Annotated in this window: 17 protein-coding genes and 1 pseudogene; 9 read left to right on the top strand and 9 right to left on the bottom strand. The window is 61.0% G+C overall.

All coding sequences use genetic code 11. The features are described from left to right. The first annotated feature begins 229 nt into the window (after positions 1-229). Genes MAIT1_RS11105 through MAIT1_RS11095 form a run of 3 tightly spaced genes read left to right on the top strand, consistent with a single transcriptional unit; the run spans position 230 to position 2,077 of the window. On the top strand, positions 230-532 hold the full coding sequence (locus MAIT1_RS11105) for a transposase (RefSeq protein ID WP_085440078.1): 303 nt from the start codon (positions 230-232) through the stop codon (positions 530-532). An 11-nt stretch (positions 533-543) separates the two neighbouring features. After that, on the top strand, positions 544-1,527 hold the full coding sequence (locus tag MAIT1_RS11100; protein WP_198947757.1) for an IS3 family transposase: 984 nt from the start codon (positions 544-546) through the stop codon (positions 1,525-1,527). Between the two features lie 49 nt (positions 1,528-1,576). Further along, on the top strand, positions 1,577-2,077 hold the full coding sequence (locus tag MAIT1_RS11095) for an integrase core domain-containing protein (RefSeq protein ID WP_338038715.1): 501 nt from the start codon (positions 1,577-1,579) through the stop codon (positions 2,075-2,077). A 375-nt stretch (positions 2,078-2,452) separates the two neighbouring features. Here MAIT1_RS11095 and MAIT1_RS22645 read toward each other — a convergent pair. The 7 genes and pseudogenes from MAIT1_RS22645 to MAIT1_RS11060 all read right to left on the bottom strand — a co-directional run. Beyond that, positions 2,453-2,686, bottom strand: a pseudogene (locus MAIT1_RS22645) (transposase); the annotation flags it as partial. A 362-nt stretch (positions 2,687-3,048) separates the two neighbouring features. Then, entirely contained in the window at positions 3,049-3,510 is a 462-nt protein-coding gene (locus MAIT1_RS11085; RefSeq protein ID WP_085442338.1) for a DsrE family protein, read from the bottom strand. A gap of 209 nt (positions 3,511-3,719) precedes the next feature. Then, on the bottom strand, positions 3,720-4,217 hold the full coding sequence (locus MAIT1_RS11080) for a hydrogenase maturation protease (RefSeq protein ID WP_085442337.1): 498 nt from the start codon (positions 4,215-4,217) through the stop codon (positions 3,720-3,722). A gap of 180 nt (positions 4,218-4,397) precedes the next feature. After that, complete coding sequence (locus tag MAIT1_RS11075) at positions 4,398-5,699, bottom strand: Ni/Fe hydrogenase subunit alpha (protein WP_085442336.1); 1,302 nt, start codon at positions 5,697-5,699, stop codon at positions 4,398-4,400. Further along, the gene (locus tag MAIT1_RS11070; RefSeq protein ID WP_085442335.1) at positions 5,696-6,571 is read right to left on the bottom strand and encodes an NADH-quinone oxidoreductase subunit B family protein; all 876 of its coding nucleotides are present in this window, start codon (positions 6,569-6,571) and stop codon (positions 5,696-5,698) included. The genes MAIT1_RS11075 and MAIT1_RS11070 overlap by 4 nt, the downstream gene beginning before the upstream one ends. A 77-nt stretch (positions 6,572-6,648) precedes the next feature. Continuing rightward, positions 6,649-7,527, bottom strand: coding sequence for an FAD/NAD(P)-binding protein (locus MAIT1_RS11065; RefSeq protein ID WP_085442334.1), 879 nt, complete (start codon positions 7,525-7,527; stop codon positions 6,649-6,651). Beyond that, complete coding sequence (locus MAIT1_RS11060) at positions 7,524-8,588, bottom strand: 4Fe-4S dicluster domain-containing protein (protein WP_085442333.1); 1,065 nt, start codon at positions 8,586-8,588, stop codon at positions 7,524-7,526. The genes MAIT1_RS11065 and MAIT1_RS11060 overlap by 4 nt, the downstream gene beginning before the upstream one ends. A 209-nt stretch (positions 8,589-8,797) precedes the next feature. On the opposite strand from MAIT1_RS11060, the gene MAIT1_RS11055 reads away from it, so the two are divergent. From MAIT1_RS11055 to MAIT1_RS11030, 6 genes are all read left to right on the top strand, one after another. Further along, entirely contained in the window at positions 8,798-9,667 is an 870-nt protein-coding gene (locus tag MAIT1_RS11055) for a class II glutamine amidotransferase (RefSeq protein ID WP_085442332.1), read from the top strand. 102 nt (positions 9,668-9,769) lie between these two features. Continuing rightward, positions 9,770-11,905 (top strand): efflux RND transporter permease subunit, encoded by a 2,136-nt coding sequence (locus tag MAIT1_RS11050; RefSeq protein ID WP_085442331.1) that lies wholly within the window; start codon positions 9,770-9,772, stop codon positions 11,903-11,905. Next, the gene (locus tag MAIT1_RS11045; RefSeq protein ID WP_143814784.1) at positions 11,890-12,603 is read left to right on the top strand and encodes an MMPL family transporter; all 714 of its coding nucleotides are present in this window, start codon (positions 11,890-11,892) and stop codon (positions 12,601-12,603) included. Before MAIT1_RS11050 ends, MAIT1_RS11045 begins: the two co-directional genes overlap by 16 nt. 93 nt (positions 12,604-12,696) lie before the next feature. After that, positions 12,697-13,983, top strand: a complete 1,287-nt coding sequence (locus tag MAIT1_RS11040) for an ABC transporter substrate-binding protein (protein WP_085442329.1) — start codon at positions 12,697-12,699, stop codon at positions 13,981-13,983. An 8-nt stretch (positions 13,984-13,991) separates the two neighbouring features. Next, positions 13,992-16,850 carry a response regulator gene (locus MAIT1_RS11035; protein WP_085442328.1) on the top strand — a complete coding sequence of 953 codons (2,859 nt, stop codon included), beginning with the start codon at positions 13,992-13,994 and terminating at the stop codon, positions 16,848-16,850. Between the two features lie 7 nt (positions 16,851-16,857). Further along, the gene (locus MAIT1_RS11030) at positions 16,858-19,617 is read left to right on the top strand and encodes a PAS domain S-box protein (RefSeq protein WP_158089439.1); all 2,760 of its coding nucleotides are present in this window, start codon (positions 16,858-16,860) and stop codon (positions 19,615-19,617) included. Here MAIT1_RS11030 and MAIT1_RS11025 read toward each other — a convergent pair. Both MAIT1_RS11025 and MAIT1_RS11020 read right to left on the bottom strand, forming a co-directional pair. Then, positions 19,607-21,295, bottom strand: a complete 1,689-nt coding sequence (locus MAIT1_RS11025; RefSeq protein ID WP_085442326.1) for a hybrid sensor histidine kinase/response regulator — start codon at positions 21,293-21,295, stop codon at positions 19,607-19,609. The genes MAIT1_RS11030 and MAIT1_RS11025 overlap by 11 nt on opposite strands. Beyond that, positions 21,288-24,650, bottom strand: a complete 3,363-nt coding sequence (locus tag MAIT1_RS11020; protein ID WP_085442325.1) for a chemotaxis protein CheB — start codon at positions 24,648-24,650, stop codon at positions 21,288-21,290. Before MAIT1_RS11020 ends, MAIT1_RS11025 begins: the two co-directional genes overlap by 8 nt. Positions 24,651-24,715 lie beyond the last annotated feature (65 nt).

Below are 24,715 nucleotides of genomic sequence, written 5' to 3'. Positions count from 1 at the left end.
CATTGCGAGGCCGTTTGGGTAGCGGAGCGGACCATTCCATTACACCCGCTTAAGGGTCACAGCCCCTTAAGAATCCCGACAAATTTCCTGTGGAAATTTGTCACATAGTCAGCGCAAGCTGAACCAACGTCACGCAAACAATAAGCGCTTTGGATTCGTGTTGTTTCGGTTCAGATGGAAAATGACAAACCAATCGTTCATAATGTAGAGATATTGAGCGGAGGTTTGTATGGAACGGAAGAAGCGGAGATTTACGGCTGAGCAGAAGGTAGGCTATGTGCGCCGTCACCTGGTCGAGAAGGTGGTTCTCTCGGATCTGTGCGACGAGGCGGGCATTCAGCCCAGCCAGTACTATCGCTGGCAAAAGGCTTTGTTTGAGAACGGCGAAGCGGCCTTGTCTGACAAACGCGGCCAAAAGGCTTGTGACCGACAGATTGCCGAACTAGAAGCGAAGTTGGCAACCAAAAATGAAGTTATGTCCGAGCTTCTTGAGGCGCATGTTGCGCTAAAAAAAAGTCTTGGGGTGAGCTGAACGGCTGCTGGGTGGAGCCGGACATACGGGATTCGGTGGTGGATTTCGTGGCGTTTTGGTCAGACAAGAGCGAAATCGACACGAGCCGAATTATCAACTGGATAGGCGTGCAAAGGGGCAAGTTCTATTCATGGCGCAAGCGCTATGGAATGGTTAACGACCACAATGGCCGTATTCCCCGAGATTTTTGGCTGGACGATTGGGAAAGGGAAGCGATTGTCGCCTTTTTCCATGAACATCCGTCAGAGGGCTATCGGCGCCTGACCTACATGATGCTGGATGCAGGCGTGGTGGCGGTCAGCCCCTCTTCAGTGCTGCGTGTGCTCAGAACTGCCGGGCTGATGCGTCGTTGGAGCCCACCGCCCTCGCAGAAGGGCACAGGGTTCAAACAGCCTTCGGAACCGCATAAACACTGGCATGTGGACATCTCCTATCTGAATATCCAGGGGACGTTCTACTATCTGTGCAGTGTCCTGGATGGATGTAGCAGGTTTATCCTCCACTGGGAGATTCGTGAGTCGATGAAGGAAGATGAGGTTGAAGTGGTCCTGCTCCGAGCTCAGGAGGCCTATCCGGAAGCTAAGCCGCGGCTGATCTCAGACAATGGGCCGCAGTTCGTTGCCAACGATTTTAAGGCGTTCATCCGGGAATCCGGCATGACGCATGTGAGGACTTCGCCTTACTATCCGCAGAGCAACGGAAAGCTGGAGCGTTTTCACGGTAGTTTGAAGCGTGAGTGCATTCGGCCTCAGACGCCATTATCGCTGGAAGATGCCCAGCGGGTTGTGGGAAAGTACGTCGAGCATTACAACACCCGGCGGCTCCATAGCGCCATCGACTACGTCACCCCACAGGATCGCCTGGAAGGGCGGCATGTGCAGATCCTGGCCGAACGAGATCAAAAGCTTGAGGCGGCCAGAGAACGGCGTCGGACGACGTACCAAAAGCAGTCTTTTCAGCCATCCCAAAAAATGGCTGAAAAGGCGAACGGCTAACTGATATTTTGGCTTAGGCGGTTGTCATGTTTCCGCTGAACCAGCACATATCCTCCACTGGGAGATTCGTGAGTCGATGAAGGAAGATGAGGTTGAAGTGGTCCTGCTCCGAGCTCAGGAGGCCTATCCGGAAGCTAAGCCGCGGCTGATCTCAGACAATGGGCCGCAGTTCGTTGCCAACGATTTTAAGGCGTTCATCCGGGAATCCGGCATGACGCATGTGAGGACTTCGCCTTACTATACGCAGAGCAACGGAAAGCTGGAGCGTTTTCACGGTAGTTTGAAGCGTGAGTGCATTCGGCCTCAGACGCCATTATCGCTGGAAGATGCCCAGCGGGTTGTGGGAAAGTACGTCGAGCATTACAACACCCGGCGGCTCCATAGCGCCATCGACTACGTCACCCCACAGGATCGCCTGGAAGGGCGGCATGTGCAGATCCTGGCCGAACGAGATCAAAAGCTTGAGGCGGCCAGAGAACGGCGTCGGACGACGTACCAAAAGCAGTCTTTTCAGCCATCCCAAAAAATGGCTGAAAAGGCGAACGGCTAACTGATATTTTGGCTTAGGCGGTTGTCATGTTTCCGCTGAACCAGCACAGTGTCATTCTGGATTCAAGCGACTATACTTTCTGGCCGCCTTTGCACGTAAGCCCTGCCTGTGCATGCTGTTCGCCACCATTCTACGCTCATAATCGTGCCTGGCGCGATAAGTCACGCGGAAGGCGCGGTGAACCTGACCGCCCCTTACACGCCTTAAAGGCTTGCTCCACCAAATTGTCCAGATGACTCTGGCGCAACGCCCGTGGAAGAGCGCCTGCTGAACGGCGCTGCCGCCAGGCGTAATAGCCGCTCCTGGATAAACCCAGGATTCGGCACATCGCTCTTACCCCAAATGAGCCTGCATGTTGGGCCATAAACGCGTACTTCACTTCAGGCTCCTCGCAAAGTACACTGCGAACTTTTTTGCAATGGCCAACTCTTCCGCCTGTTCGGCTAACTGACGCTTAAGCCTAACAATCTCTGACTCTTTCTCCCTCTCCAATTCACTACGATTGCGCTCTGACCGCGCTTTGGCCATCCATGTATAAAGCTGCGAATCGTGCAGTCCTAACTCTTTTGCCGCTGATAGAACACCTAACTTCTCCGCCAATTTGATCGCTTCGGTCCGGACTGTTCAGAATATCTCCGGCGGCCCTTTCCGCCCTTGGTATGCACTGCCAAAGATTACCTCTGTCGCGCAGTATACTCGCTTAATAGGGTGTCCATCATCAGCGGGCAGGATCAATTTTGAAGGAGTCCGGCCACCTGCTGCCGCCAAACCTGTTTCAGAAGGTCACACAGTTTTTGCGGGAGTTTGAATTCGACTTGGCCTACAACGCGGTCACGGAGACGATTTCCAACATACAAGCTGGCCACAAAAAGATTTGAGGCCAGCCATACAAGCTTGCAGAAAAACGCCCCTCTCGCTTAGCGAAAAGGGGCGTGTAAATTCCTCCTAATCCGCGCGCATCCGGCGACGACTCAGTAACTCAGCACCACCGCGCCGGGGGCAAACAGCGGCGGCCATGTGGCGTCCGGACCGCCCAGGGTCACCCCTTCGATCAAATCATCCGCCGTCATGCCGCCCACTTGGGTCATGCACATGGGGCAGACGATCACCACGCCGCCATCTTGCATAAAAGAGCGCAACATGGCGTGAATATCGGCGCCGCCGGAGCGCGCATGGGCGGGGATATTCTTATTGAGCAGTCGCACCGCCTCAGCGTTGAAGAAGAGCGTCACCGGGATCTTCTTCATTTGCAGAACCTTATGCGGCATGCCAATGGCCATCACCGCACGATTCAGATCATCGCTGGCGATATTGACAAACAGGCTTTGCCCCGACGCCGCAGCGCCATGACCGCCATGGGATGAAGCCCAAAGCGGCGTCGCCAGCGTCAACGCCAGCAGCAGAGATTGCACCATCAACCACAATTTCTTCATCACAAATCCCCTACAATTGAGACGACCATCCCCCCACAGGTTGGTCCGCTCAGTATAGCGATGGCGGGGCGTGACGACCTATGTGTTATTTGCCCTGACGACATGGGTGCTTTGCCGCACTCTGCTGCGCCTCCCTACGCGCAGCCGCCCGCAGGGAGAGCGTAAGCGACGCAAACGGGGCGAGGAGATTTTCTTTCCAACCGCAGACCTCAGCCTCTGGGCTCAGCGAGCGCGGCTTCCGCCTCTTGACTGAGTTGCTCAATCACTCCCGCCGCCGCCGCCGCAACCGTAGGCGAGAGTTCCGTTTGCAGCCGCACCGGCTCATCGCCAACGCCGATGGCGACCAAACGCCAATCAATCGCGGCGAAATCGGCGTCGGTGGCCATCAGCAGCTTGAGCGCCTGCGCCATGCTCAGATGGTGCCCCCACCCCAACGCCGCCTCCGGCCCTTGCCGCCACTGCTCGGCGGTGAGGATCTCCACCTGACCCGCCGCCACGCCGCGCGCAGCGTCCACAATCCACAATTTGCGCGGATAGGGCGCATGGGTCTGCAGGGTCAGCAGATCGGAGCCCAGTTCGCGCACCCACGCGCCCGGCGCGCGCGCAGCCACGGCGATGGCCACCGCCACGCCGACGCCATCGTCGCCAAACAGCGGGTTGCCCAGACCAACCAGGCCCCAGGAGGGAAGAGAAGAGGAAGCGTTCATAAGGAAATTGGACAACACGCGTGGGCAAAGAGTCACAGGGGAGGAGAGTTTGCCGCGCCGCAACGCTCAGACTCTTGTGCTGGCGTCAGGGCAAGGGCGTTCAAAGCCGCACAGAGGGCGCGCGAACGCCCTCTGGGAAGCTCAAGGAATTCAAAGCTAAACGCCCACTTTTATACGCGATCAGGCGCTCCGCCGCCACGTCAAATCCACCAGATGGGTGGCGCAGGAGATACAGGGATCATAGGCGCGCGCCATGAACTCCAATCGCCCGCGCATCTCCGCCTCCTCCACCCCGCGCTGCAGACCATAGGCGGCCAGATGGTGGAAATCCTGCTCGATGTTGGCCAGATTCTGCGCCGTGGGGGTGATGACGTCGGCGTCAGCGATGAGCCCCTCAGCATTACACAAATAGGCGTGATAGAGCGTCCCGCGGGGAACCTCCAGCGCCGCCACCCCCTGATGGGTGGTCGGCTCCCGCTCAATGGGGGCATTGACGATGGGCGGCCCCTCGATCAACTCCCGCGCCAACACACAGGCGCGCTCAATGGCCCACACCAGTTCCACATACTGCGCCAGAGTGTTGTGGCTGGTGAGGATGGGACGCGGCATCCACTGGGCAAACAGCCGCCCCGCCTCGCCGGTGAGGCGCTCGCCATTGTGGAACAGACGCGCCGCCGCCCCCACCATGAAGGGGCGATTGGCGAAGCGCGACTGTTTGGCGGTGGAGTGGCGCACCACCGACTCATGCACGCGGGCGCGGAACTGCGCCACCGGCAGCTCCTCATAGCCGCGTGCGGCGATGGTTGAGCCGGTCAGGGCGAAGGCGTCGCCATCGGGACGCAGCGCCACATAGAGCGGCTCCTCCAGACCCAACTCCGGGGTCTTCCACCCCACCACCAGCGACTCCAGCGACAGCGCCTGCTCCAACGCCCCATCCAACTCATCGGCCAGAGGGCGCATCTGCTCGGCGCTGGGACGCTTGCCCAGACCGCCCACCACCACGTTCATGGGGTGGATGGCGCGCCCGCCGACGATCTCCTGAATGCGATTGCCCACCCGTTTGAGCGCCAGCCCTTTGCCCACCTCGTCGGGGAACTTCTCCAGCATCCCCAACACGCTGGCGAACCCCTCGTAGTCCGGCGCGGCCAGACAGAACAGATGCAAGGCGTGGCTCTCGATAAACTGGCCCAGATTGAGCAGTTCGCGAAAGCGCAGGGCGTCGGCGCTGGGGGTAATGCTCAGGGCGTTCTCAATGGCCCCCACCGAACACAGCGTATGTCCGGCGGCGCAGATGGCGCACACCCGACAGATGATGCCGGGAACCTCCCGCGCCGACTTGCCGCGCAGCAGTGCCTCGTAGAAACGCGCGCCTTCGAAGATATCCATCTCACAGCGCTGCACGCCGCGATCGTCCATCACCACACGGATGCCGCCATGCCCCTCCACCCGATACACATGATTGATTTCGATGGTGCGCGTCATGAGATCGACTCCGTTGTCCAGCGCGGCGGTTTCGGCTTGCGCCCCACGCCCAGATGCCGAGGATCCTCTTCAAACGCCCCCGCCAGCCGCTCGCCTGTCCAGGCTGGAGCCGAGAAGCGCTGCATGGCCGCGATGGCCTGCTCCTTACCCAACCCCTGGCTCATGAGCGACAGCGCCACGCGATCGAAGGCGGGATCGTCCACCGGTCCGCGACAACCGCGACACGCCTGCCCAAAGCCCACACAGCGCGCCCCGCAGCCGCCGCGGGTGAGCGGGCCGCAACACACATCGCCGCGCTGCGCCAGACAGACGTTCTCCGCCAAACGGCAGTCGGCGCACACCGGCGCGTCGTGACGCAGCGGCTCGCCGCCCGCCAGAATGCGCGCCAGGGCGTCGGCCAGTTCGCGGGTTTCGATAGGGCAACCGGGGATGGCGTAATCCACCATCACATAGTCGCTCAATGGCGCGGCGGGCAGGGATTCGTCCAGCGACGCCGACGGCGCATTGCCATACACCGCCAAACGACGCATGGCCAACGGGGTCTGCGCGTCCATGGCGGGCAAGCCGCCAAACAGCGCGCAACTGCCCAGCGCCATCAGGCGGGTGGCGCGGGCGCGAATGGCGCGCAGCACGCGCAGGTCGCGTTTTGAACAGACCGCGCCCTCCACAATGGCCAGATCCAGCGGCGCGTCATCCACGCCCGCCTCGGAGCTGGCCATGCCAAAATCCACAATGTGGGTCAATTGCGCCAAAGAGAGCAGCAGCGCCTCATCATTGAGAATCGCCAACTGGTCGCCTGCGCAGCCGGTGAGGCCATAGATGCCCACTCGCACCCGTCCATCGCTATTCGGCATTGGCGCCTGGGAAGCCATAACGCTCTCCTTTTTCTCCCCTCGAGGCCTGTTTTCAGAGTGTTTTTATCATCAAACAGGCGCAACTCCCGTTGCGATTATCGCAGCCCTTCGCCCAACTCCCGCGCCGCCGCGGCGGAGAAGACCGGACCATCCACGCACACATAACGCCGCCCCATGGCGCAGTGGCCGCAATGGCCCACGCCACAACTCATGCGCCGTTCAAAGGTGATGAAGATATCCTCTGCGCTCACCCCACGCGCCTCCAACCCTCGCACCACCGGCTCCAGCATCACCGGCGGGCCGCACAGCGCCACTTTCACACGGTTCGGATCCAGCGCCACTTGCGCCAGCGCCATGCCCACATGCCCTGTAATCAGCGGCTCCACCCGCGCCCCGCTGGGATCATCCAGCGCAAACAGCCGCTCCACATCCGCAGGCAGCGCCGCCAGCTCCGGCCAGAAGATCAGATCGGCCATGGTGCGGGCGCCGTCGATGAGGATCAGCCGGTCGATCTCACGCCGCCGCGTCAACGCCGCCTGCAGCACCGAGCGCAGGGGCGCCATACCCATGCCGCCAGCGATGAGCAGCAGGTCGCCGCCCACCAGATCATCCATCTCAAAACCGCTGCCCAGCGGTCCACGCAGCCCCAACAACGCCCCTTCAGGCAGGTCGAACAGACGCGCGGTGACCTCGCCCACGCGGCGGATGCACAGCTCCACCCCATCCTCATGGGTGCTGGCGGCGTGGCACAGACAGAAGGGGGCTTCGCCCACCCCCGGCGCCGACAGCATGACAAACTGTCCCGGCTGATGGTTGGCGCCCGTGGGACCGCCCATTTCAGGCTGCTCTAAAGTGACGGTGAACAGCGCCACATCGTCGCTCAGGCGCTCGCGTCGTCGCAGGCGCGCAGCCAGCGGCATTAACGGATCCAGCGGCGCGGCCTCAGGGGTCGACACTCTCAGCGGCGCGTTCATGACTCCTCTCCTCCCGGATTGGCGGCGGCGGCTTTGATCGCTTGCGCCCGTTGCAAATTCCCCGCAGCGCGCTCCAGCGCCTCACCCAGCGGCAGTTGCGCCGGGCAGTTGACCACACAGCGTCCGCAGCCGACGCACTTGACCCCCTCTTCACCCACGCCGCAGCCGAGCATTTTGTGTTCAAAGCGGTTGCGCGCGCGCTCCATGCGTTCGTTGCGGAAGTGGTGTTCGCCCGCGGCGCGGTCGTAGTTCTGGTAGAGGCAGGCCGACCAGCGCCGCACCCGCTCGCCGCTGGCGCCATCCAGACTGGGATGCTCCTCCTGTGTGGTGCACACGCAGGTGGGGCAGACCATGGCGCAGGCGCCGCAGGTGAAGCAGGCCGCGCTCCACTCCCGCCAGCTCCACTGCGCATCGCCGCGCGCCTGTCGCCGCGCGCGTCCATTCTCCAGCATGCGCGCGCGCAGTTGCTGGCGTCGTTGCAGCGCCAGGCGATCCGCCGGGCGCGGATGACGGAAGCGTTTGCGATCCAGATCGATCAACGCCGCCCCCGACTCGCCATTGACCGTCACCCAGAAGCGATCCTCCAAACTCCACAGGAACAGATCATACACGGCGTCACGGGGCTCCGAGGCCACTACCGAGTGGCAGAAGCAGGCGTCGTCAGGCAGACAGTCGGCACCGATCAGGCGGGTGGCGGCGCGGCGTTGAACATAGCGCTGGTCGGCGATGCGCGCGCCAAAGAAGCGGTCCAACAGGCTGATGGCGCGCAGATCGCACGGATGCAGCCCGAACAGCACCGTGGGCGCATCATCCACCGGCGCCGGATGGTAGCCTTCGGCGTCAAAGGTGAAGAGGGTTTCGTTGTTGGGCAGAAGCAGTTTTTTTGGCGGCAGCATGGTGCGCCGCGCCTCGGTGTCGGGCGGTCCGATGGCGCCGTTTAAGGGGCGCAATGCGCACAGCCCCTCCGCCTCCACCGCAGTGGGGGCAAACACCTGCATCTGTTCGCGCACGGTTTGCAGGAACGGTCCCAATTCAGCCTGTGGCAGAATCCACCCGCTCATGACGCCCTCCCAGGAGCCACACCCTGTTACACACACTTTTTATTATCGGCCCATCAACACAGTTTTTCAATTCAGATCGACACTCTGAATCCCGATTTCACAGAGGGTTTTCACGCACAGAGCGCGCGGTCCAAAACTTTACAATTGCGTCATAATTGTATAGCGTCTTACGACATATTTTCATTCGTTTGGAGCTGCGATACCCGACCATGTGCGAACTGTTCGGCATGTCCGCGCGCCTGCCCACCACGGTGCGCCTCTCCCTGGAGCGTTTCGCCCGGCATGGCGGCGCCGAAGGACCACACAAGGATGGCTGGGGCATCGCCTACTATGAGGATGGCGACGCCCTGCTGCTGCGCGAAGCGCAGTCGGCCAGCAGCAGCGGCTTTGCGCGTTTCGTGGAAGATTACGAAATGCACAGCGAGTTGGTGATTTCGCACATCCGCAAGGCCACCCAGGGCGGCATCGCCCTGCGCAACACCCAGCCGTTCGCCCGCGAGATGGCCGCCCATCGCCACATCTTCGCCCACAATGGCGAGTTGCCCGGCATCGAGCAGGTGGGCTGCTTCCACCTGGAGCGCTTCTTCCCGGTGGGCGACACCGACTCCGAATACGCCTTTTGCAGCTTGATGGAGCGCATGCGCAAACTGTGGCAGGGCCACGGCGACGCCCCAGGCCCCATCCCGTCGCTACAGGCCCGCCTGGATGTGGTGCGTCAGTTCGCCGAAGATATCTCCCCCCTGGGACAGGCCAATTTTCTCTACAGCGACGGTTATGTGCTGTTCGCCCACAGCCACATCCGGCGACAGGACAGCGGCGAGATCAGCGCGCCGGGACTGCACCTGCTCTGCCGGGTCTGCGATGGCCGCCCCAGCCAGCACGGCAAACAGAGCAAACTCACGGGGTTGGAGCTGGGCCCCGGGGTCAGCGGACGCCCCAACCGCATCGAAAAACAGGCCGCCGCGCTGGTCGCCAGCGTGCCGCTCAGCGACGAACGCTGGCGTCCGCTGCCTGAGGGGGAGGTGATCGCCCTCTCCAAGGGACGACTCATCGCCCGCGCCAACGCGCAACCCACCTGACTTTTGCAGCCTTCGCGCACGCACGTAAAGCCATGACCTGTCTGGCCGGAGTGTGCTAAAAAACCAGGATTTCCCGATCCTGCGTCGGCTGTGGACCTATTCATGAAAAAAACACTGCTCTCCCTCTACGACAAAGCCATTCTCGCCCGCCCCATCCTGACGCTGCTGATTATAGCCGCGTGCGTGGCTTGGCTGGGCATCCAGGCGCAAGCTTTGCGCATCGACATCTCCGCCGACTCCCTGGTGCTGGAGAACGACGCCGATCTCAACTACTACCGCTCCATGAGCGGCCGCTATGCGGGCGACGACTTCCTCATCGTCACCTACACCCCCAAAGCGGACCTGTTCACCCAGGAAACCCTCGCCGACCTCAAGCAACTGCGCGATGAACTGGCGGCCATGGAGCGGGTTTCGTCGGTGACCAGCGCGCTGGACGCGCCGCTGCTGCAGAGCCCGCCGGTGACCCTGGCTGACATCCAGAAGGAGACCCGCACCCTGCTCACCCCCGGGCTCGACCTGGAGATGGCGCGGCGCGAGCTGACCAGCAGCCCGCTCTACAGCAATCTGCTGGTGGGCAAATCAGGCAAGACCACCGCCATCCAGCTCAATTTCAAGCGCGACCCCATCTATGTGTCGCTGCTCACCGAGCGCGATCAGCTGCGCTCCAAACGTCTGGAGCCCGGCTTCAGCGCCCAGGAGCAGCAGCGCCTGGACTCGGTGACCCTGCGCTTCAAGGAGCACTCTGACGCCCTGGCCGACCAGGAGGAGCGCGACATCGCCGCCATCCGCGCCATCATGGCGCGCCACGCCGATAAAGCCACCCTGCACCTGGGCGGCGCGCCGATGATCGTCAATGACATGATCCACTTCGTGCGCCACGACATCCGCACCTTCGGGCTGGCGGTGTTGGGCATGCTGGCGCTGCTGCTGTGGATCGCCTTCCGCAGCGCGCTGTGGGTGATTCTGCCGATGATTACGGCGGTGGCCGCCAGCGTCAGCGCGGTGGGGCTGTTCGCCCTGTTCGGCTGGAAGATCACCATCGTCTCCTCCAACTTCCCGGCGCTGCTGCTGATCTTCATCCTCTCGCTGTCGATCCATCTGGCGGTGCGCCATCGTGAACTGCATCGCCTGCACCCCGACGCCGACCAACGCTTTCTGGTGCTGGAGACGGTCAAAAGCAAATTCACCGCCTGCCTGTACATGGTGCTGACCACGGCGGTGGCGTTCGGCTCGCTGGTGGTCAGCGGGGTGCGCCCGGTGATCGACTTCGGCTGGATGATGAGCGTCAGTCTGGCGGTGGCGCTGCTGCTGGCGTTCACCCTGCTGCCCGCCGCGCTGATGCTGATCAAACCCGGCAGGCCGCAGGAGGAGCGCGACTACACCGCGGTGGTGTCGGCATGGCTGCCGCGGGTGATTGAGCGTCGCGGCGGCGCCATCATGCTCGCCGCCGCGCTGTTCACCGTGCTCGGCGCGTTGGGACTGCGCCAATTAACGGTGGAGAACCGCTTCATCGACAACTTCAAGGAGTCCACCGAGATTCACCAGGGCATGCTGCTCATCGACCGCGAACTGGGCGGCACCATCTCGTTGGATGTGATCGTCAATCCACCGCCCAAACGCGCGGCGGCGCCGGTTGAAACAGCCCCTGAGGAGACTGCGAAGACTGCCCCCGCAGCGGCTAACGACCCCTTGGCGGTGGTGGGGCTGGCGCCCGCGACGACCTCTGCGCAACCCGCGCCGGAAGATCCGCTGGCGGTGGTGGGGCTCGCTCCCGCGTCCAAGCCCGCCCAGCCCGCGCTGGAAGATCCTCTGGCGGTGGTGGGACTGGCGCCCTCGACGACACCCAAACCGGCGCAATCGGCGCCGCAGGACCCTCTCGCCGTGGTCGGCCTGGCCCCGGCCCCTGCGTCGCAAGATCCGCTGGCGGTGGTCGGGCTCACCCAGCCGCCCCCCGCCGAAGCCGATCCGCTGGCGGTGGTGGGCTTGAGCGCCAAGACCCTGGCCGCCGAAGCGCCGTTGGCCACCGACCCCGGCATCACCGGCCGCAGCTACTGGTTCAACAGCTTCATGGCCGAGGACGTACGCCGCATCCATGACTACCTGGACGGCATCCCCGAGGTGGGCAAAGTGCTGTCGCTGGCCACCACCATGGAGATCCTCAAGCAGATCAATGGCGGCCAGATGCTCGACGACGTCACCTTGTCGATCCTCTACGAGCGCCTGTGCCCGCGCACATGAAGCGCACCCTGTTCAGCCCCTATCTGTCGCCCGACGGCAACCAACTGCGCTTCTCGGCGCGGGTGTTCGAGACCGACGCCAATCTCAAGCGCGACGAGCTGCTGAAAAAGATCCGCGCCGAGTTGCCCAGCGAACTGGGCTTGGCCCCGGAGCAGTTCCAATTGAGCGGCATGCTGGTGCTGTATAACAATCTTCTGCAGAGCCTGTTCCAGTCGCAGATCCTCTCTCTGGGCGCGGTGTTCGGCGCGATTCTGGTGATGTTCATCATCCTGTTCCGCTCCATCAAACTGGCTCTTGTCGCCATCGCCCCTAATCTCATCGCCGCGCCCATGGTGCTGGGGCTGATGGGCTTTTTGGGCATCCCGCTGGACATCATGACCATCACCATCGCCGCCATCAGCATCGGCATCGGGGTGGACAACACCATCCACTACGTGCTGCGCTTCCGCGATGAACTCCCCGCCGATGGCGACTACGGTAACGCCATGCATCGCGCCCACGGCGCCATCGGCCTGGCGCTCTACTACACCACCCTGACCATCGCCCTGGGCTTCTCCATCATGACCCTGTCGGAGTTCATGCCCACCATCTACTTCGGTCTACTCACCGCGCTGGCCATGACCATCGCGCTGCTGGCCAACCTGATGGTGCTGCCAATTCTACTCAAATCTTTCAAACCGTTTGGCGCGCAGGCCTAGCACAGGTGTAACAAAGAGTCAGGGTGTCGACGGATGCAGTGTAATTCGATATAATTTTCACTCTCATCTCCCTTTTGCAGCCGGAGAGGCCTTGTGAGCGAAGACGCCCCGACGTCCGGGTTATCCCGCCGTCAACTCCTCAAGCATTCAATCAGCGCCGCCGCCGCCACAGCAGCCTCTGTCTCCTGCGGCCCGTTTGTGCACGCCTCCCACAAGGCCCCGCTGCGGGTGTTGGGCACCCATGTGACCCTGCGTGAGGCGATCCGCCGCAAAGCCGAAGCCGACCTGGGCTTTCCCATCCTGTTCGAAGCCGGCGGCAGCGCGCGGGTGCAGCAGAAGGCCTCCGCCCGCCCCGAGGCGTTCGATATCTACGAGCAGTGGTCCAACAGCATCAACATCCTGTGGCGCGCCGGCTCGATTCAGCCCATCGACATCGATCGCATTCAATACTGGAACGAGATCAACAATCTCACCAAAACCGGCCGCCTCACCCAAAGCGCCAAGGTCGGCCTGGGCGACGCTCCCTACCGCCTGCTCAACGTGCAGGCCGATGGCGGACTTGGCCCGCAGCAGACCGGACGCATCAGCTTCCTGCCCTACGTGCACAATGTCGACGCCTTCGGCTACGACACCCGCGTGGTCCCCAGAGGCAAAGCCTACGACAGCGAAAGCTGGGGCTGGCTGCTGGACGAGCGCTGGCACGGCCGCGTGGCCATCGTCAACGAGCCCACCATCGGCATCTTCGACCTCGCCCTGGCGGTGGAGGCGCAGGGGCTGATGCGCTTTGAGAACATGGGCGACATGACCGAAGCGGAGGTCGACCGCCTGTTCGACATTCTCATCCCGCTCAAGCGCCAGGGCCACTTCAGCGGCTTTTGGAACTCGGTGCCGGATTCCGCGCGCATGCTGGCCAATGGACGCGCCGTGATCGCCAGCATGTTCTCGCCGGCGGTGGCGGACCTGAACGAACATGGCATCCCCGCCGTCTATGCCGCGCCCCGCGAGGGGTATCGCGCCTGGCATGGGGTGATGTGTCTCTCCTCCCAGGCCAAGGGTCATGTCAAGGATATGGCCTATGAGTTCATGAACTGGTGGCTCTCCGGCTGGGCCGGGGCGTTTGTGGCCAGACAGGGCTACTACATCTCCAACCCGGAGCGTTCGCGCCCATTCCTCAGCGAGCAGGAGTGGGACTACTGGTACGAGGGCAAACCCGCGGCCAAGGATCTGCCCGGCCCCGACGGCAAGATCTCCATCCATCGGGGCGCGGTGCGCAACGGCGGCTCCTACTGGAAACGCTTCAGCAACGTGGCGGTGTGGAACACAGTGATGCGCTCCTATGAGTACAGCCTGCCGCGCTGGCACGAATTCCTGCTCTCCTAACGCCCGCCATGACTGAACTCACCCCCCTGTTTCGCATGACCATCGGCGCCCGCATTTTCCTCGGCTTTAGCGCCATCATGGCGCTGCTCGTAGCCCAAGCCATGGTGGGCAATCTGGGGTTTGACGCCGCCGTGGAGCAGTTTGGCCAATACAACGCCGCCACCGAGCGGGTGCGCCGCATGCTGCGCATTGAACGCAACGTCATCGACTTGCAGCGCGTGGCGCTAGCCTACACCTACTCCGGTTACGACGGCGTGGCCGATCGCGCCAAAGAGTTGCAACGACGTCTGCAGCGGCAAGTCACAGAGGCCCTGGCGCAAAACAGCGATGCGCCCACCGCCGAAACCCTGGAGCAGATGCGCCACCATCTGAAGCTCTACTTTGACAACTTCGACGCCGCCATTGAGGAGCGCACCGAACAGGAGCGCATGATCAAACGCCTGAAGTCGCTCAGTGACTGGGCCGCCGGAGTGATTGACAAGGCGCGCCACGACGCCCGCGTGCGCGACAATTCCGCCGCGCAGACTCTCGCTGAACAGGCGCAAACGCAACTTCTGACCGTGCAAAAGGATGCGCTGCTGTTTCTGCGCAGTCCCACCTCAACCCTGGTGGAGCAGACCAAACTCGAGTTGAACGCGTTAACCTCGGTCCTACGCCGCTTGCAGAGCGCCCTGAACACCCATGCGCCCACAGCGCCCAGCGAAAACGCCATCCATCTGATGTCCACACAGCTGGAGCAGGCCTTTTTCGCCATGGTGCGCGCCACCCGCGCCTATATGCACTTGGTCTATGTGGTGATGGGCGGAGAAGCCGCTGAAATCGCCTACCACGCGCGTCAACTCAAAGAGTTGGCGCTGTCTGATCAGAGCCGCGTGGAAACTGCGTTGCGGACCGGCGTGGGCAAATCACAAAGCTATACCGAATTCGCCACCATCGCTGCGCTGTTGCTGGGTCTGTCGCTGGCGTGGTGGATCAGCCGCAACATCGCCGAACCCGTGCGGCGCATGACCCTGGCCCTGACCAACTTGGCGCGCGGACGTCAAGATACGCAAATTCCCGGCAAAGGCCGCAGCGATGAAATTGGCGCCATGGCCATGGCCGCCGATGTGTTCAAAGAGAAAGCCTACGCGCTGGAGAACGCCAGTCGCTATAAATCCGAGTTCCTGGCCAACATGTCCCATGAGCTGCGCACGCCGCTCAACAGCCTGCTGGTGCTCTCCAAAGCTCTGGGGGAAAACCCGCAGGGCAATCTCCACACCGATCAAGTGGAAGCCCTGAACGTTATCTACGAGAGCGGCAGCGACCTGCTGCATTTGATCAACGATATCCTTGACCTCTCCAAGGTCGAGGCCGGGCGCATGGAGCTCTATATTGAGTCCAAACCGTTTGACGACCTGACCGGCGCCTTGGAGCGCCTGTTCCGCCCCATGGCGACGCAAAAGGGGTTGTCGTTGGAGATCTCTGTGAGCGAAAACGCCCCGCCGATAATCGCCACCGACTGGGGCAAAGCTGAACAGATTGTGCGCAACTTCCTGTCCAACGCCATCAAGTTCACCTCCCACGGCGGCGTCACGGTGCGCATCGCCCGCCCGCCACGCAATCAGCTGTTCCTGAACGCGGATTTGAGCCATGCCGATTGCGTGGCCATCAGCGTCGCCGACAGCGGCATCGGCATTCCCGATGACAAACGCGAACAGATTTTCGAAGCGTGCCACCAGGCTGATGGCTCCACCAGCCGCAAATTCGGCGGCACTGGTCTGGGCCTGTCCATCTCACGCCGTTTTGCCGATCTGCTCAATGGCGAGATTCAAGTGGAAAGTCACGAGGGCAAGGGGTCAACGTTCACCCTGTTCCTGCCAATTCATTTGAAACGGAGGGAATCCACGCCCATTCGTTTGAGCAACCAACGACAGCACTCCAGGGCGTCCGAAGCGCCTCTTTTCCAAGATCTCAGCCGCACGCTGTTGCTGGTGGATGATGACCGGCGCAATCTGTTCGCCATGAAATCCCTGTTGGGCGCCCGAGTGGGGCGCATACTGAGCGCCCAAAATGGCGTGCAAGCGCTGGAACTGCTGGATGAACACCCGGATATCGACCTGGTGTTGATGGATATCATGATGCCGGAGATGAACGGCTTTGAGGCCATGGAGAGAATCCGCCGCCAGCAGCGTTTCGCCAAGCTGCCCATCATCGCCCTGACCGCCAAAGCGATGCCGGGCGACCGGGAGCTGTGCCTGGCTGCTGGGGCGACGGAGTATCTGCCCAAGCCGGTGGACAATGACGCGCTGATGCAGCTGCTTGGCGAGCTGCTGGGAAAAACCAAACCGGCGCTGCCCAGCGCGCAGTTCTCAACGTCAGGACACGCCACACTGCCCAAAATCCAAGCGCTGGTGGATCCGCCGCAAGAGGGGAGGCCGCTGGAGATTGAACCGCCGCTCTGCTCCGGCCCATTGACGGTGCTGGTGGTGGATGACGACATGCGCAACACCTTCTCCCTGGCGCACGCTTTGCAGGATAAAGCCACCTGCGTGCTGATGGCGCGAGATGGGGAAAAGGCGCTACAAGCCATCGAACAGAATCCCGATATCGACATCATTTTGATGGACGTCATGATGCCCAATATGGACGGCATCGAAGCCACACGGCGTATTCGCAGCCTGATGACGCGCCGACAGCCGCCCATCATCGCCCTGACCGCCCGCAATGAAGAGAGCGACCGACAAGCGTGTCTGCAGGCCGGGGCCAACGACTATCTCTCCAAACCAGTGGAGCTGCGCACCCTGTTCGACAAACTGCGCTTCTGGATTGGCGCCAACCAACAAAACCTCGCTGAGACCAACCAAAATGACGCCTCCAGCGACTCCTGACACTGGCATGGGCGCGACCCTCGCCCCGCCAAAGATTTTGATCGTTGACGACCAGCCCGCCAATCTGGTCGCCCTGCGGCTGCTATTGGAGCGCATCTCCGCCACCGTGCTGGAGGCGCAATCCGGTAATGAAGCGTTGGGGCTTCTCTCCGAGCATGACTTCGCCCTGATTCTGCTGGATGTGGATATGCCGGGCATGGATGGCTACGAAGTGGCCGCCATCGCGCGTTCCGTGCGCGCCACCCAAGAGATCCCCATTCTATTTCTCACCGCCGCCTATCATGACGAACGCCATCGGCTGAAAGGCTATGAGGCCGGCGCGGTCGATTACATTGAAAAACCCATCAACGACCATATTCTGCTGGCCAAAACGCGGATTTTTCTCGATCTTTACCGCGCCCATGCGCAAACGCGACAGGCCAACGCCCAACTGCGCGCGGAGATCTCCCGCCGCCAAGCCGCCGAAGCGCGTCTGCTGCTCACCCGCCACATTGTTGACCACATGGGCGACATTGGACTGCTGCTCGACGCGGCGGGACACATCCAGGACGTCAACGACACCGCCTGCGCGCAGCTGGGGATGGATCGCTATGAACTGCTGCGTCTGACCATATTCGATCTGTACGAACAACTCCTGCCCAACCTGGCGGTCAAGCTATGGCGTCTGACGCGGCGCAAACGCACGCTGGTCCTCAGAGGCGCTCTGCGCTCCCCCTTGGGAGCCAATTTCCTCAGCGAGATACAACTCAGCTTTATCACTTTCCAAGGGCAGGAATTCCTGTTTGCCTTTATCCGCAACATCTCTCAGCGCGCTGAGGTGGAGAAGCGCCTGCAGCTGCTCTCGCGCACCGTGGAGGAGAGCCCCGCCTCCATCATCATCACCGACGCCGAAGGCGTCATTCAGTACGTCAATCCGATGTTCGAGAAGATCACCGGTTACAGCAGCGACGAGGCGGTGGGTCAGAACCCGCGTCTGCTCAAATCCGGCGAAAATGATGACGCAACCTACCAGGAGCTCTGGAAGCGCATCTCCTCAGGCCACACCTGGCGCGGCGAACTGCTCAACAAACGCAAGGATGGGACCCTCTATTGGGAGCAAGCCAGCATCAGCCCTGTGGCCAACAGCGACACCGGGCGCATCACCCACTACGTTGGCGTCAAGCTGGACATCACCGAGAAGAAACAGACGGAGATGGCCATCAATCAGGAGCGCCAGCGCCTGAATAACATCCTCGAGGGGACCCAGGCGGGCGCCTGGGAGTGGCGCATTCCCGAACGCCAGATCACCTATAATGATCGTTGGGCGCAGATGATGGGCTACGCCTCCGTTGAGTTGGGAGATATCACCCCCGAAGCCTGGGAGCGGTTTATCCATCCAGATGATCTGCCTCTCTTCCAACGTCGTCTCGAGCGCCACTTTGCCGGTCAGAGTCCCGCTTTCGCCACCGAAATGCGCGTCAAGCATCGCCATGGGCAGTGGATTTGGGTCAACAATCGCGCCAAGGTGCTGGCCCGCGCCAGTGACGGCGCGCCCCTGCTGATGGCGGGCGCCATGCAGGACATCACCGCCAGCAAACGCGCCGAACAGGCGCTGCGCGAAGCCAAAGCCCAAGCGGAACAGGCGAGTCAGGCCAAAAGCGAGTTCCTGGCCAATATGAGCCATGAGATTCGCACCCCCATGAACGCTATTCTGGGCATGACCGAACTGCTGGCGGAGCGGGATCTGGATCCCAATGCGCAACGCTTTGTGGACGTAGCGCATAATGCGGGCGAAACGCTGCTCTCCATCATCAATGATATTCTGGATCTGTCCAAAATCGAGGCGGGCAAAGCCCAGGTGGAGAGTACGCCATTTGACCTGCCTGCGCTGTTATCTCACGCCATGGAGATCTTTGCCCCGCAGATCCAGGCCAAAAAGCTCAGCTTCACCCACAGCGTGGATACACATCTGCCGCAGTGGGTCAAAGGCGACCCGCTGCGGGTGCGGCAAATTCTCTTCAATTTGCTCAGCAATGCGCTCAAATTCACTGAAGTCGGCTCCATTACCTTAAGCGCCAAACTGCTGCGCGCTGGTTGGGTCTCTCTGGCCGTCGAGGACACCGGCATCGGCATCTCCCCGCAGCGGCAGAGCCAGATCTTCGAAAGCTTCTCCCAAGAGGACGCCTCCATTACCCGGCGCTATGGCGGCACCGGTTTGGGGCTGACCATCTCCAGTCGCCTGGCGCAGTTGATGGGCGGCGAATTACAGGTCTCCAGTTCAGTGGGCAACGGAAGTTGTTTTACTCTGCAGTTGCCTCTGCCACAAACCACTGCGGAGCAGGCGCCCACGCCCCAGGAGCATCCCGAACTGGATGCGCGCAAGCAGTTGCGCATCCTGATTGCGGAGGACTCTGCAGACAATCAATTGCTGCTGCGTGAATTCCTCAAGCAGTCGCCCCATACTTTGGCGTTTGCGGAAAATGGTCGTATCGCCGTGGAGATGTTCCAGCGCGAAGGACCGTTTGATCTGGTGCTGATGGACATGCAGATGCCGCAGATGGACGGCATGACCGCCACCCGCAAAATCCGCCATTGGGAGCACGCCCATGACAAGCCGCATACGCCGATCATCGCGCTGACCGCCTACGCGCTGACTGAAGAGATCCAGCGCGTTCTCCAAGCTGGCTGCGATGACCACGTCTCCAAACCGGTCAAGAAGCGTCAATTACTGGATATGATTGCGCGCTGGCGGCGCCAGGAGAGCGAGCCGCAGCCGCCTACCAGATAATCCGACGCACCCGAGGAATCAGCGCCTCCGAACTCACCGGCTTGGTCATCACGTCGAATGCGCCCAGACGCAGCAATCGCTCCTGTGTGGCCACCGTCTTATCGCACGTCACCATAATCATGGGGGTGCGCTGCAAACACGCCTCCTCACGCATGCGGCGCAGCAGATGGAAACCATCCATCACCGGCATGTAGAGATCACACAGCACCAGATCCGGCGCCTGCTCCCGAATCAGCACCATGGCGTCCTGGCCATTGTTGGCGTAGGAGAGTTGAATCCCATTGATCGGAGCAAGCGCATGACGCATCAACTCCAGGGAGCTTTCATCATCGTCCACCAACAGAATGCGCGGCTCAACAATGGGCAAAGAGAGGGTGAAACAGCTGCCAACACCCTCCTGAGACCAGGTATGGATGCGCCCGCCATGGCTTTCGATTATCTTGGCGCAGAACGGCAACGCAAACCCTGCTCCCCGCTCGCCGGCGGTTCCCAGCTCGCTGGTTTTCACCCCCGGGTCAAACAGGTGGGCCTGAACCTCCGGCGCCATGCCCACGCCGCTATCCCGGATCATCAGACTGGCCGCTTCGTCCGGCGCGCCTTCAATGCTGATCCCCCCCCCAGGATGGCTAAATTTGATGGCGTTGGAGAGGATGTTTTGCAGCACTTCACTATACAGAACCGGATCCACATACAGCCGCATGCCCGCCGCAACCAGATTGTCGATGCGCAGGCTCTTTTGGCGCCGCAGAAAATCCAACCTCGGCAGGCACTCCTCCACCAACATATGGGCGTCGACGAACTCCTGATTGAGGGTGATGGCGCCGGTGCTTAACCGGCTGATATTCAGAATCTCTTCACTCAGGCGAATCAATCCTTCGCCGCTGGAGCGCGCCGTGGCCACCAACTGTGACTGCTCTGCATCAAAGCGATGGTCCGTCTCATTGAGCAGATAGTCCAGCAAACCGACGATGGAGCTTAACGGGCTGCGCAGATCATGCGCCACCAGGGCGATGAATTTATCCTTCACCCGGGTCGCCTCTTCGGCCTCCTCCTTGGCCTGGCGCATCGCTTCGCGCATGCTCACCAGTTCAGAGATATCGTGCACCAGAATCAGCAGGTGGTCGGAATCCGCCTTGCACGCGCCAAATGCTGAGGGGCGCCAACGCGAGCGCCGCCCTTCCAGCCGCGCATGAAACGGCTCCCCATCCAGGGGTATCAGGCGCAACATCAAACTCTTGTCCTGAGGGTTTTGATAAAACCCATTATAGCGGCTGAGAAACTCCTGACGATCGCGGGAATCCACCCAGCGCTGCGCCGGCGACCCCACCAGCGCGCGCACCTCCACATTGAGCATGTCGGCGATGGTCTGGTTGCACATCTGGATCATGCCCACGCGGTCCATCACCAGATAGCCGGTGGGCGCTTCATGGAACAGACGCGAAAAGCAGTCGCGCAGATCCTCGGCGTTGCGGCGCGACTGCTCCAGATGCAGCTGCGACTCGCGCAGCTCCTCATTCTGCATCTCCAGCTCAATCTGGTAGACGCGCAGATCATGCGCCAGGGCGCGCAGATCGTGGATCTCCAGATCGTGCAGTTCGACATCTTTTTGTTCCAGCGCGATCTCCGCACGACGCTTCAAACGCGACAGATAGGCCTCCTTGTCCATATGGTCACTCATTGAAACGATCCTGCATCGCCAGTTCGGGAAATTCGCTCAGATTGGTCAAATCCAGCACCATGAAGGTCACGCCTTTGTCCAGATTGCGTTTATCCACCGGCGACGAACTCATCAGGATATCGACCACGTCGCCATCCTTGCGCAGCCAGCGGCTTTTCACCGTGCCTGTCCCATTCACGAGAACCTGCCGATATTTCTCTTTCCCAACAAACTCATACTCTTCATCAGACGGATAGAGCATGCGCGCATCCTGTCCCACCAATTCGCTCTGTTCATAGCCGCTGATGCGGCAAACCTGCGGATTGACCCACAGCAGATTGCGCTCACTGACCATGCCGATACCGATAGGCGCGGTGCGGTAGATGCTGGCCAGCAGCGCGTTTTTCTCCTGCACCTGCTCTTCGAGCTCTTTACTGGCGGAGATATCGCGGATAATGCCCACCATGCGTTGCGGTCGGCCATGCTCGTCATAGATCACCTTGCCGGTCAGCGCCATCCAGCGCACCGCCTCATCGGGAGTCATGATGCGGTGGTCGATATCAAACACGCCGTGTTCAGTAACGGCTTTATCCGCCATTTCGCTGACAAACACGCGATCATCGGAATGAAGAATCTTCAAGAACGCATCGAAATCCCCCTCCAGATCGGCGCTGCTCTGGAGACCAAACATCTCCGCCACGTTCTCCGACCAGATCATACGGCCGCTGGCGATATCCCACTCCCAACTGCCGATCTGGGCGGTATGGCGAATCAGCCCTTCAGTCAGGGAGACCCGGTTCAGCTCCTGTTGCGCGTGTTGCAAGGTGTTGATGTTGACAAAGACCACCACCACCCCCTGGTAGGCGTCGGGGGCGATGCGGTAAGGCAAAACGCGCAATTGATAGAAATCGCCGCCCACTGACCGCACCACCCGCTCCTCGCTCTTGTGGGTGCGATTGACCCGCCCAATGAGCGGAATCAGGTCCACATCCCGCAGATTGTGCGACAGATGCGCCAGAGGGCGCCCGATGTCGGAATCGAGAATGTTGAACAGCTGCGCCGCGCTGGTGGTGAAGCGGCGCACATCCAGATTGTCGTCGAGGAACAGTGAAATCACCTGGGTGCTGTTCATCAGGTTGTCCAGGTCGTTGTTAACCTCGGTCAACTCCAGGATCTTGTTCTGCAACTCAGCGTTGACGGTGTACAGCTCTTCGTTAACCGACTGCAGCTCCTCGTTGGTGGATTGCAGCTCTTCGTTACTGGCCAACAGCTCCTCGTTGGTGGCCTGCAACTCCTCGTTGGAGGTCTCCAGCTCTTCAATGGTGGCTTGCAGGTTCTCCCGCGTCAGTTGCAGCTCATGCTCCAAATCATTGATGCGCTGCAGCGTCTCCTGATTGAAATCGTAGGATTCGCCGCTCTTGACGCCCGCTCCTTCATTACTCTGCTCTTGAATGAACAGCGCCGCCAAAGGCGGTTGGTTCTTGCGCCCCTTGAGAGGCATGATGCGCACGTTCACATAGCGCGGCGAATGGGCGTCGGGGTCCTGCATGCGGATATTGCTGAAGGAGACCTCCTCGCCGCTGCGGAACACCTTGGCCACGCCGGTGGAGACCGGGATGTAGAGATCCTCCACCATGAGTTTGGAGATATCGGTAATGGGCGAACCAAACGGAATGCGCATGTAGTCGCGGGATTCGCCCAGAACCTGGAGGAGTTGCATCTGCTCGTTGACCACCAGAGCAAACGGCAAGTAGGCGCCGGAGACAGTTTCCACAAAGCGCGCCAGCACCCGCTCCTCTTCCAGCATTTTTGCTGGACTGGTCGTATCAGGCCGCCCCAATCCGCCAACGCCGCCCCAGGATTTGTGCTCGTACTTGCCCACCACGTGGCTTTCGCCCACCACCCGACGCTTGCCTTTACAGCGGTAGATCTTCCACTTGGGATGCAGCGAGGTGAAGTAGCTCTCCATCTCGCCCGGGGTTTCACTGGTGCCCAAAAACAGCAGGCCATCGGTGGTGAGGGAGAAGTTAAACCCTTCAAGCACCCGCTGCTGTAACACCGGCTGGAAGTAGATCAGCAGGTTGCGGCAGGAGACGAAATTGATGTTGGTGAACGGCGGATCCTTGATCAGATTGTGCTGGGCGAACACCACCATCTCGCGAATCTGGCGGCTGATATGGTAGTTGTCGCCCTTGTGCAGAAAGTACTTGTTGAGCAGCGCCGGGGGCACGTCGGCGACGATGCTCTTGGGATAGGCGCCCTGACTGGCGTGGAAGATGGCGTCCTGATCCACATCGGTGGCGAAGATCTTCACATCCACCGCCACGTCGTTGTTCTGAATCGCCTCCATGAACAGAATCGCCAGGGAGTAGGCCTCCTCGCCAGTGGAGCAACTGGCCACCCACACCCGCAACTGCTTGCCGCTATTGTTGCGAATCAGCTCGGGGATATATTTCTCACGCAACAACTGAAACGCTTCGGCGTCGCGAAAGAAGCTGGTGACGCCAATGAGCAACTCCCGGAATAGCACCGTCTGTTCGCGCGGCGAACTCTCCAAAAACCGCACATACTCATCCAGATCCTCATAGCGGTTGATGGTCATGCGGCGCTCGATGCGGCGCATGACGGTGGAGGTTTTGTAGAAGGTGAAGTCGATGCCGCTGTTATCACGCAACAATGAATAGATGCGGGTCAGGCCGGTGCCCTTCTCGGCCAGTTTGCGCGCGATGCCTTCGCGGGTGGCGTAGGGGTGTTTGAGAAACGCCATCAACTGCTCGGGCATCTCTTCGGGGGGCAGAACAAAGTCCGGCAGATGCGTGGAGATGGCGCTCTTTGGCATACTGTCGAACTTGGCGCTGGCCTCGGCCTGCGCCATCACCATGCCGCCCTTCTCCTTGATGCTTTTGATGCCGCGGGTGCCGTCGCTGCCCGCGCCGGAGAGGATCACCGCCACCCCTTTATCGCCTTGATCCTCAGCCAGGGAGGTGAAGAAGATGTCGATGGGCAGGTTGATGCCCAAGGCGTTATGGTCCTGGTCAGTCAGAACCAAGCGGCCATGGAAGATCTTGACGTTCTTTTTGGGCGGAATGAGATAGACCGTATCGGCCTCCACCGGGATGCCGTCAGTGATGCGCTTGACCGGCATCTGCGTCTGCTTGGAGAGCAGCTCCACCATCAAGCTTTTGTAGTCGGGCGACAGGTGCTGCACCACCACAAAGGCTGCGCCGCTGGTGGCGGGCATCTTTTGGAAAAACGACTGGATCGCCTCCAAACCGCCTGCGGAAGCGCCGATGCCCACCACATGTGTTGGCGGGTTGGCGATAGTGGGCGCCAAGCGCGCTTTCGCATCGTTGGTGGGTTGTGCGGAGTCGTTCATCTAAGACAGGCCTGTAAATTAAATGGGAGAATGTGGCGCTCACGCCAAAACCGCCTTGCGCACAG

It is taken from the genome of Magnetofaba australis IT-1, assembly GCF_002109495.1.
Lineage (GTDB): Bacteria > Pseudomonadota > Magnetococcia > Magnetococcales > Magnetococcaceae > Magnetofaba > Magnetofaba australis.
This window is presented reverse-complemented; position numbering and strand designations above follow the sequence as displayed.

What these genes read in the sequence shown, in the direction of transcription:
- MAIT1_RS11065 (WP_085442334.1), bottom strand. Translation starts at nt 7,527, where the DNA reads ATGAACGCGCCGCTGAGAGTGTCGACCCCTGAGGCCGCGCCGCTGGAT.
- MAIT1_RS11030 (WP_158089439.1), top strand. Translation starts at nt 16,858, where the DNA reads ATGGGCGCGACCCTCGCCCCGCCAAAGATTTTGATCGTTGACGACCAG.
- MAIT1_RS11085 (WP_085442338.1), bottom strand. Translation starts at nt 3,510, where the DNA reads ATGAAGAAATTGTGGTTGATGGTGCAATCTCTGCTGCTGGCGTTGACG.
- MAIT1_RS11025 (WP_085442326.1), bottom strand. Translation starts at nt 21,295, where the DNA reads ATGAGTGACCATATGGACAAGGAGGCCTATCTGTCGCGTTTGAAGCGT.
- MAIT1_RS11105 (WP_085440078.1), top strand. Translation starts at nt 230, where the DNA reads ATGGAACGGAAGAAGCGGAGATTTACGGCTGAGCAGAAGGTAGGCTAT.
- MAIT1_RS11060 (WP_085442333.1), bottom strand. Translation starts at nt 8,588, where the DNA reads ATGAGCGGGTGGATTCTGCCACAGGCTGAATTGGGACCGTTCCTGCAA.
- MAIT1_RS11055 (WP_085442332.1), top strand. Translation starts at nt 8,798, where the DNA reads ATGTGCGAACTGTTCGGCATGTCCGCGCGCCTGCCCACCACGGTGCGC.
- MAIT1_RS11035 (WP_085442328.1), top strand. Translation starts at nt 13,992, where the DNA reads ATGACTGAACTCACCCCCCTGTTTCGCATGACCATCGGCGCCCGCATT.
- MAIT1_RS11075 (WP_085442336.1), bottom strand. Translation starts at nt 5,699, where the DNA reads ATGACGCGCACCATCGAAATCAATCATGTGTATCGGGTGGAGGGGCAT.
- MAIT1_RS11070 (WP_085442335.1), bottom strand. Translation starts at nt 6,571, where the DNA reads ATGGCTTCCCAGGCGCCAATGCCGAATAGCGATGGACGGGTGCGAGTG.
- MAIT1_RS11080 (WP_085442337.1), bottom strand. Translation starts at nt 4,217, where the DNA reads ATGAACGCTTCCTCTTCTCTTCCCTCCTGGGGCCTGGTTGGTCTGGGC.
- MAIT1_RS11020 (WP_085442325.1), bottom strand. Translation starts at nt 24,650, where the DNA reads ATGAACGACTCCGCACAACCCACCAACGATGCGAAAGCGCGCTTGGCG.
- MAIT1_RS11050 (WP_085442331.1), top strand. Translation starts at nt 9,770, where the DNA reads ATGAAAAAAACACTGCTCTCCCTCTACGACAAAGCCATTCTCGCCCGC.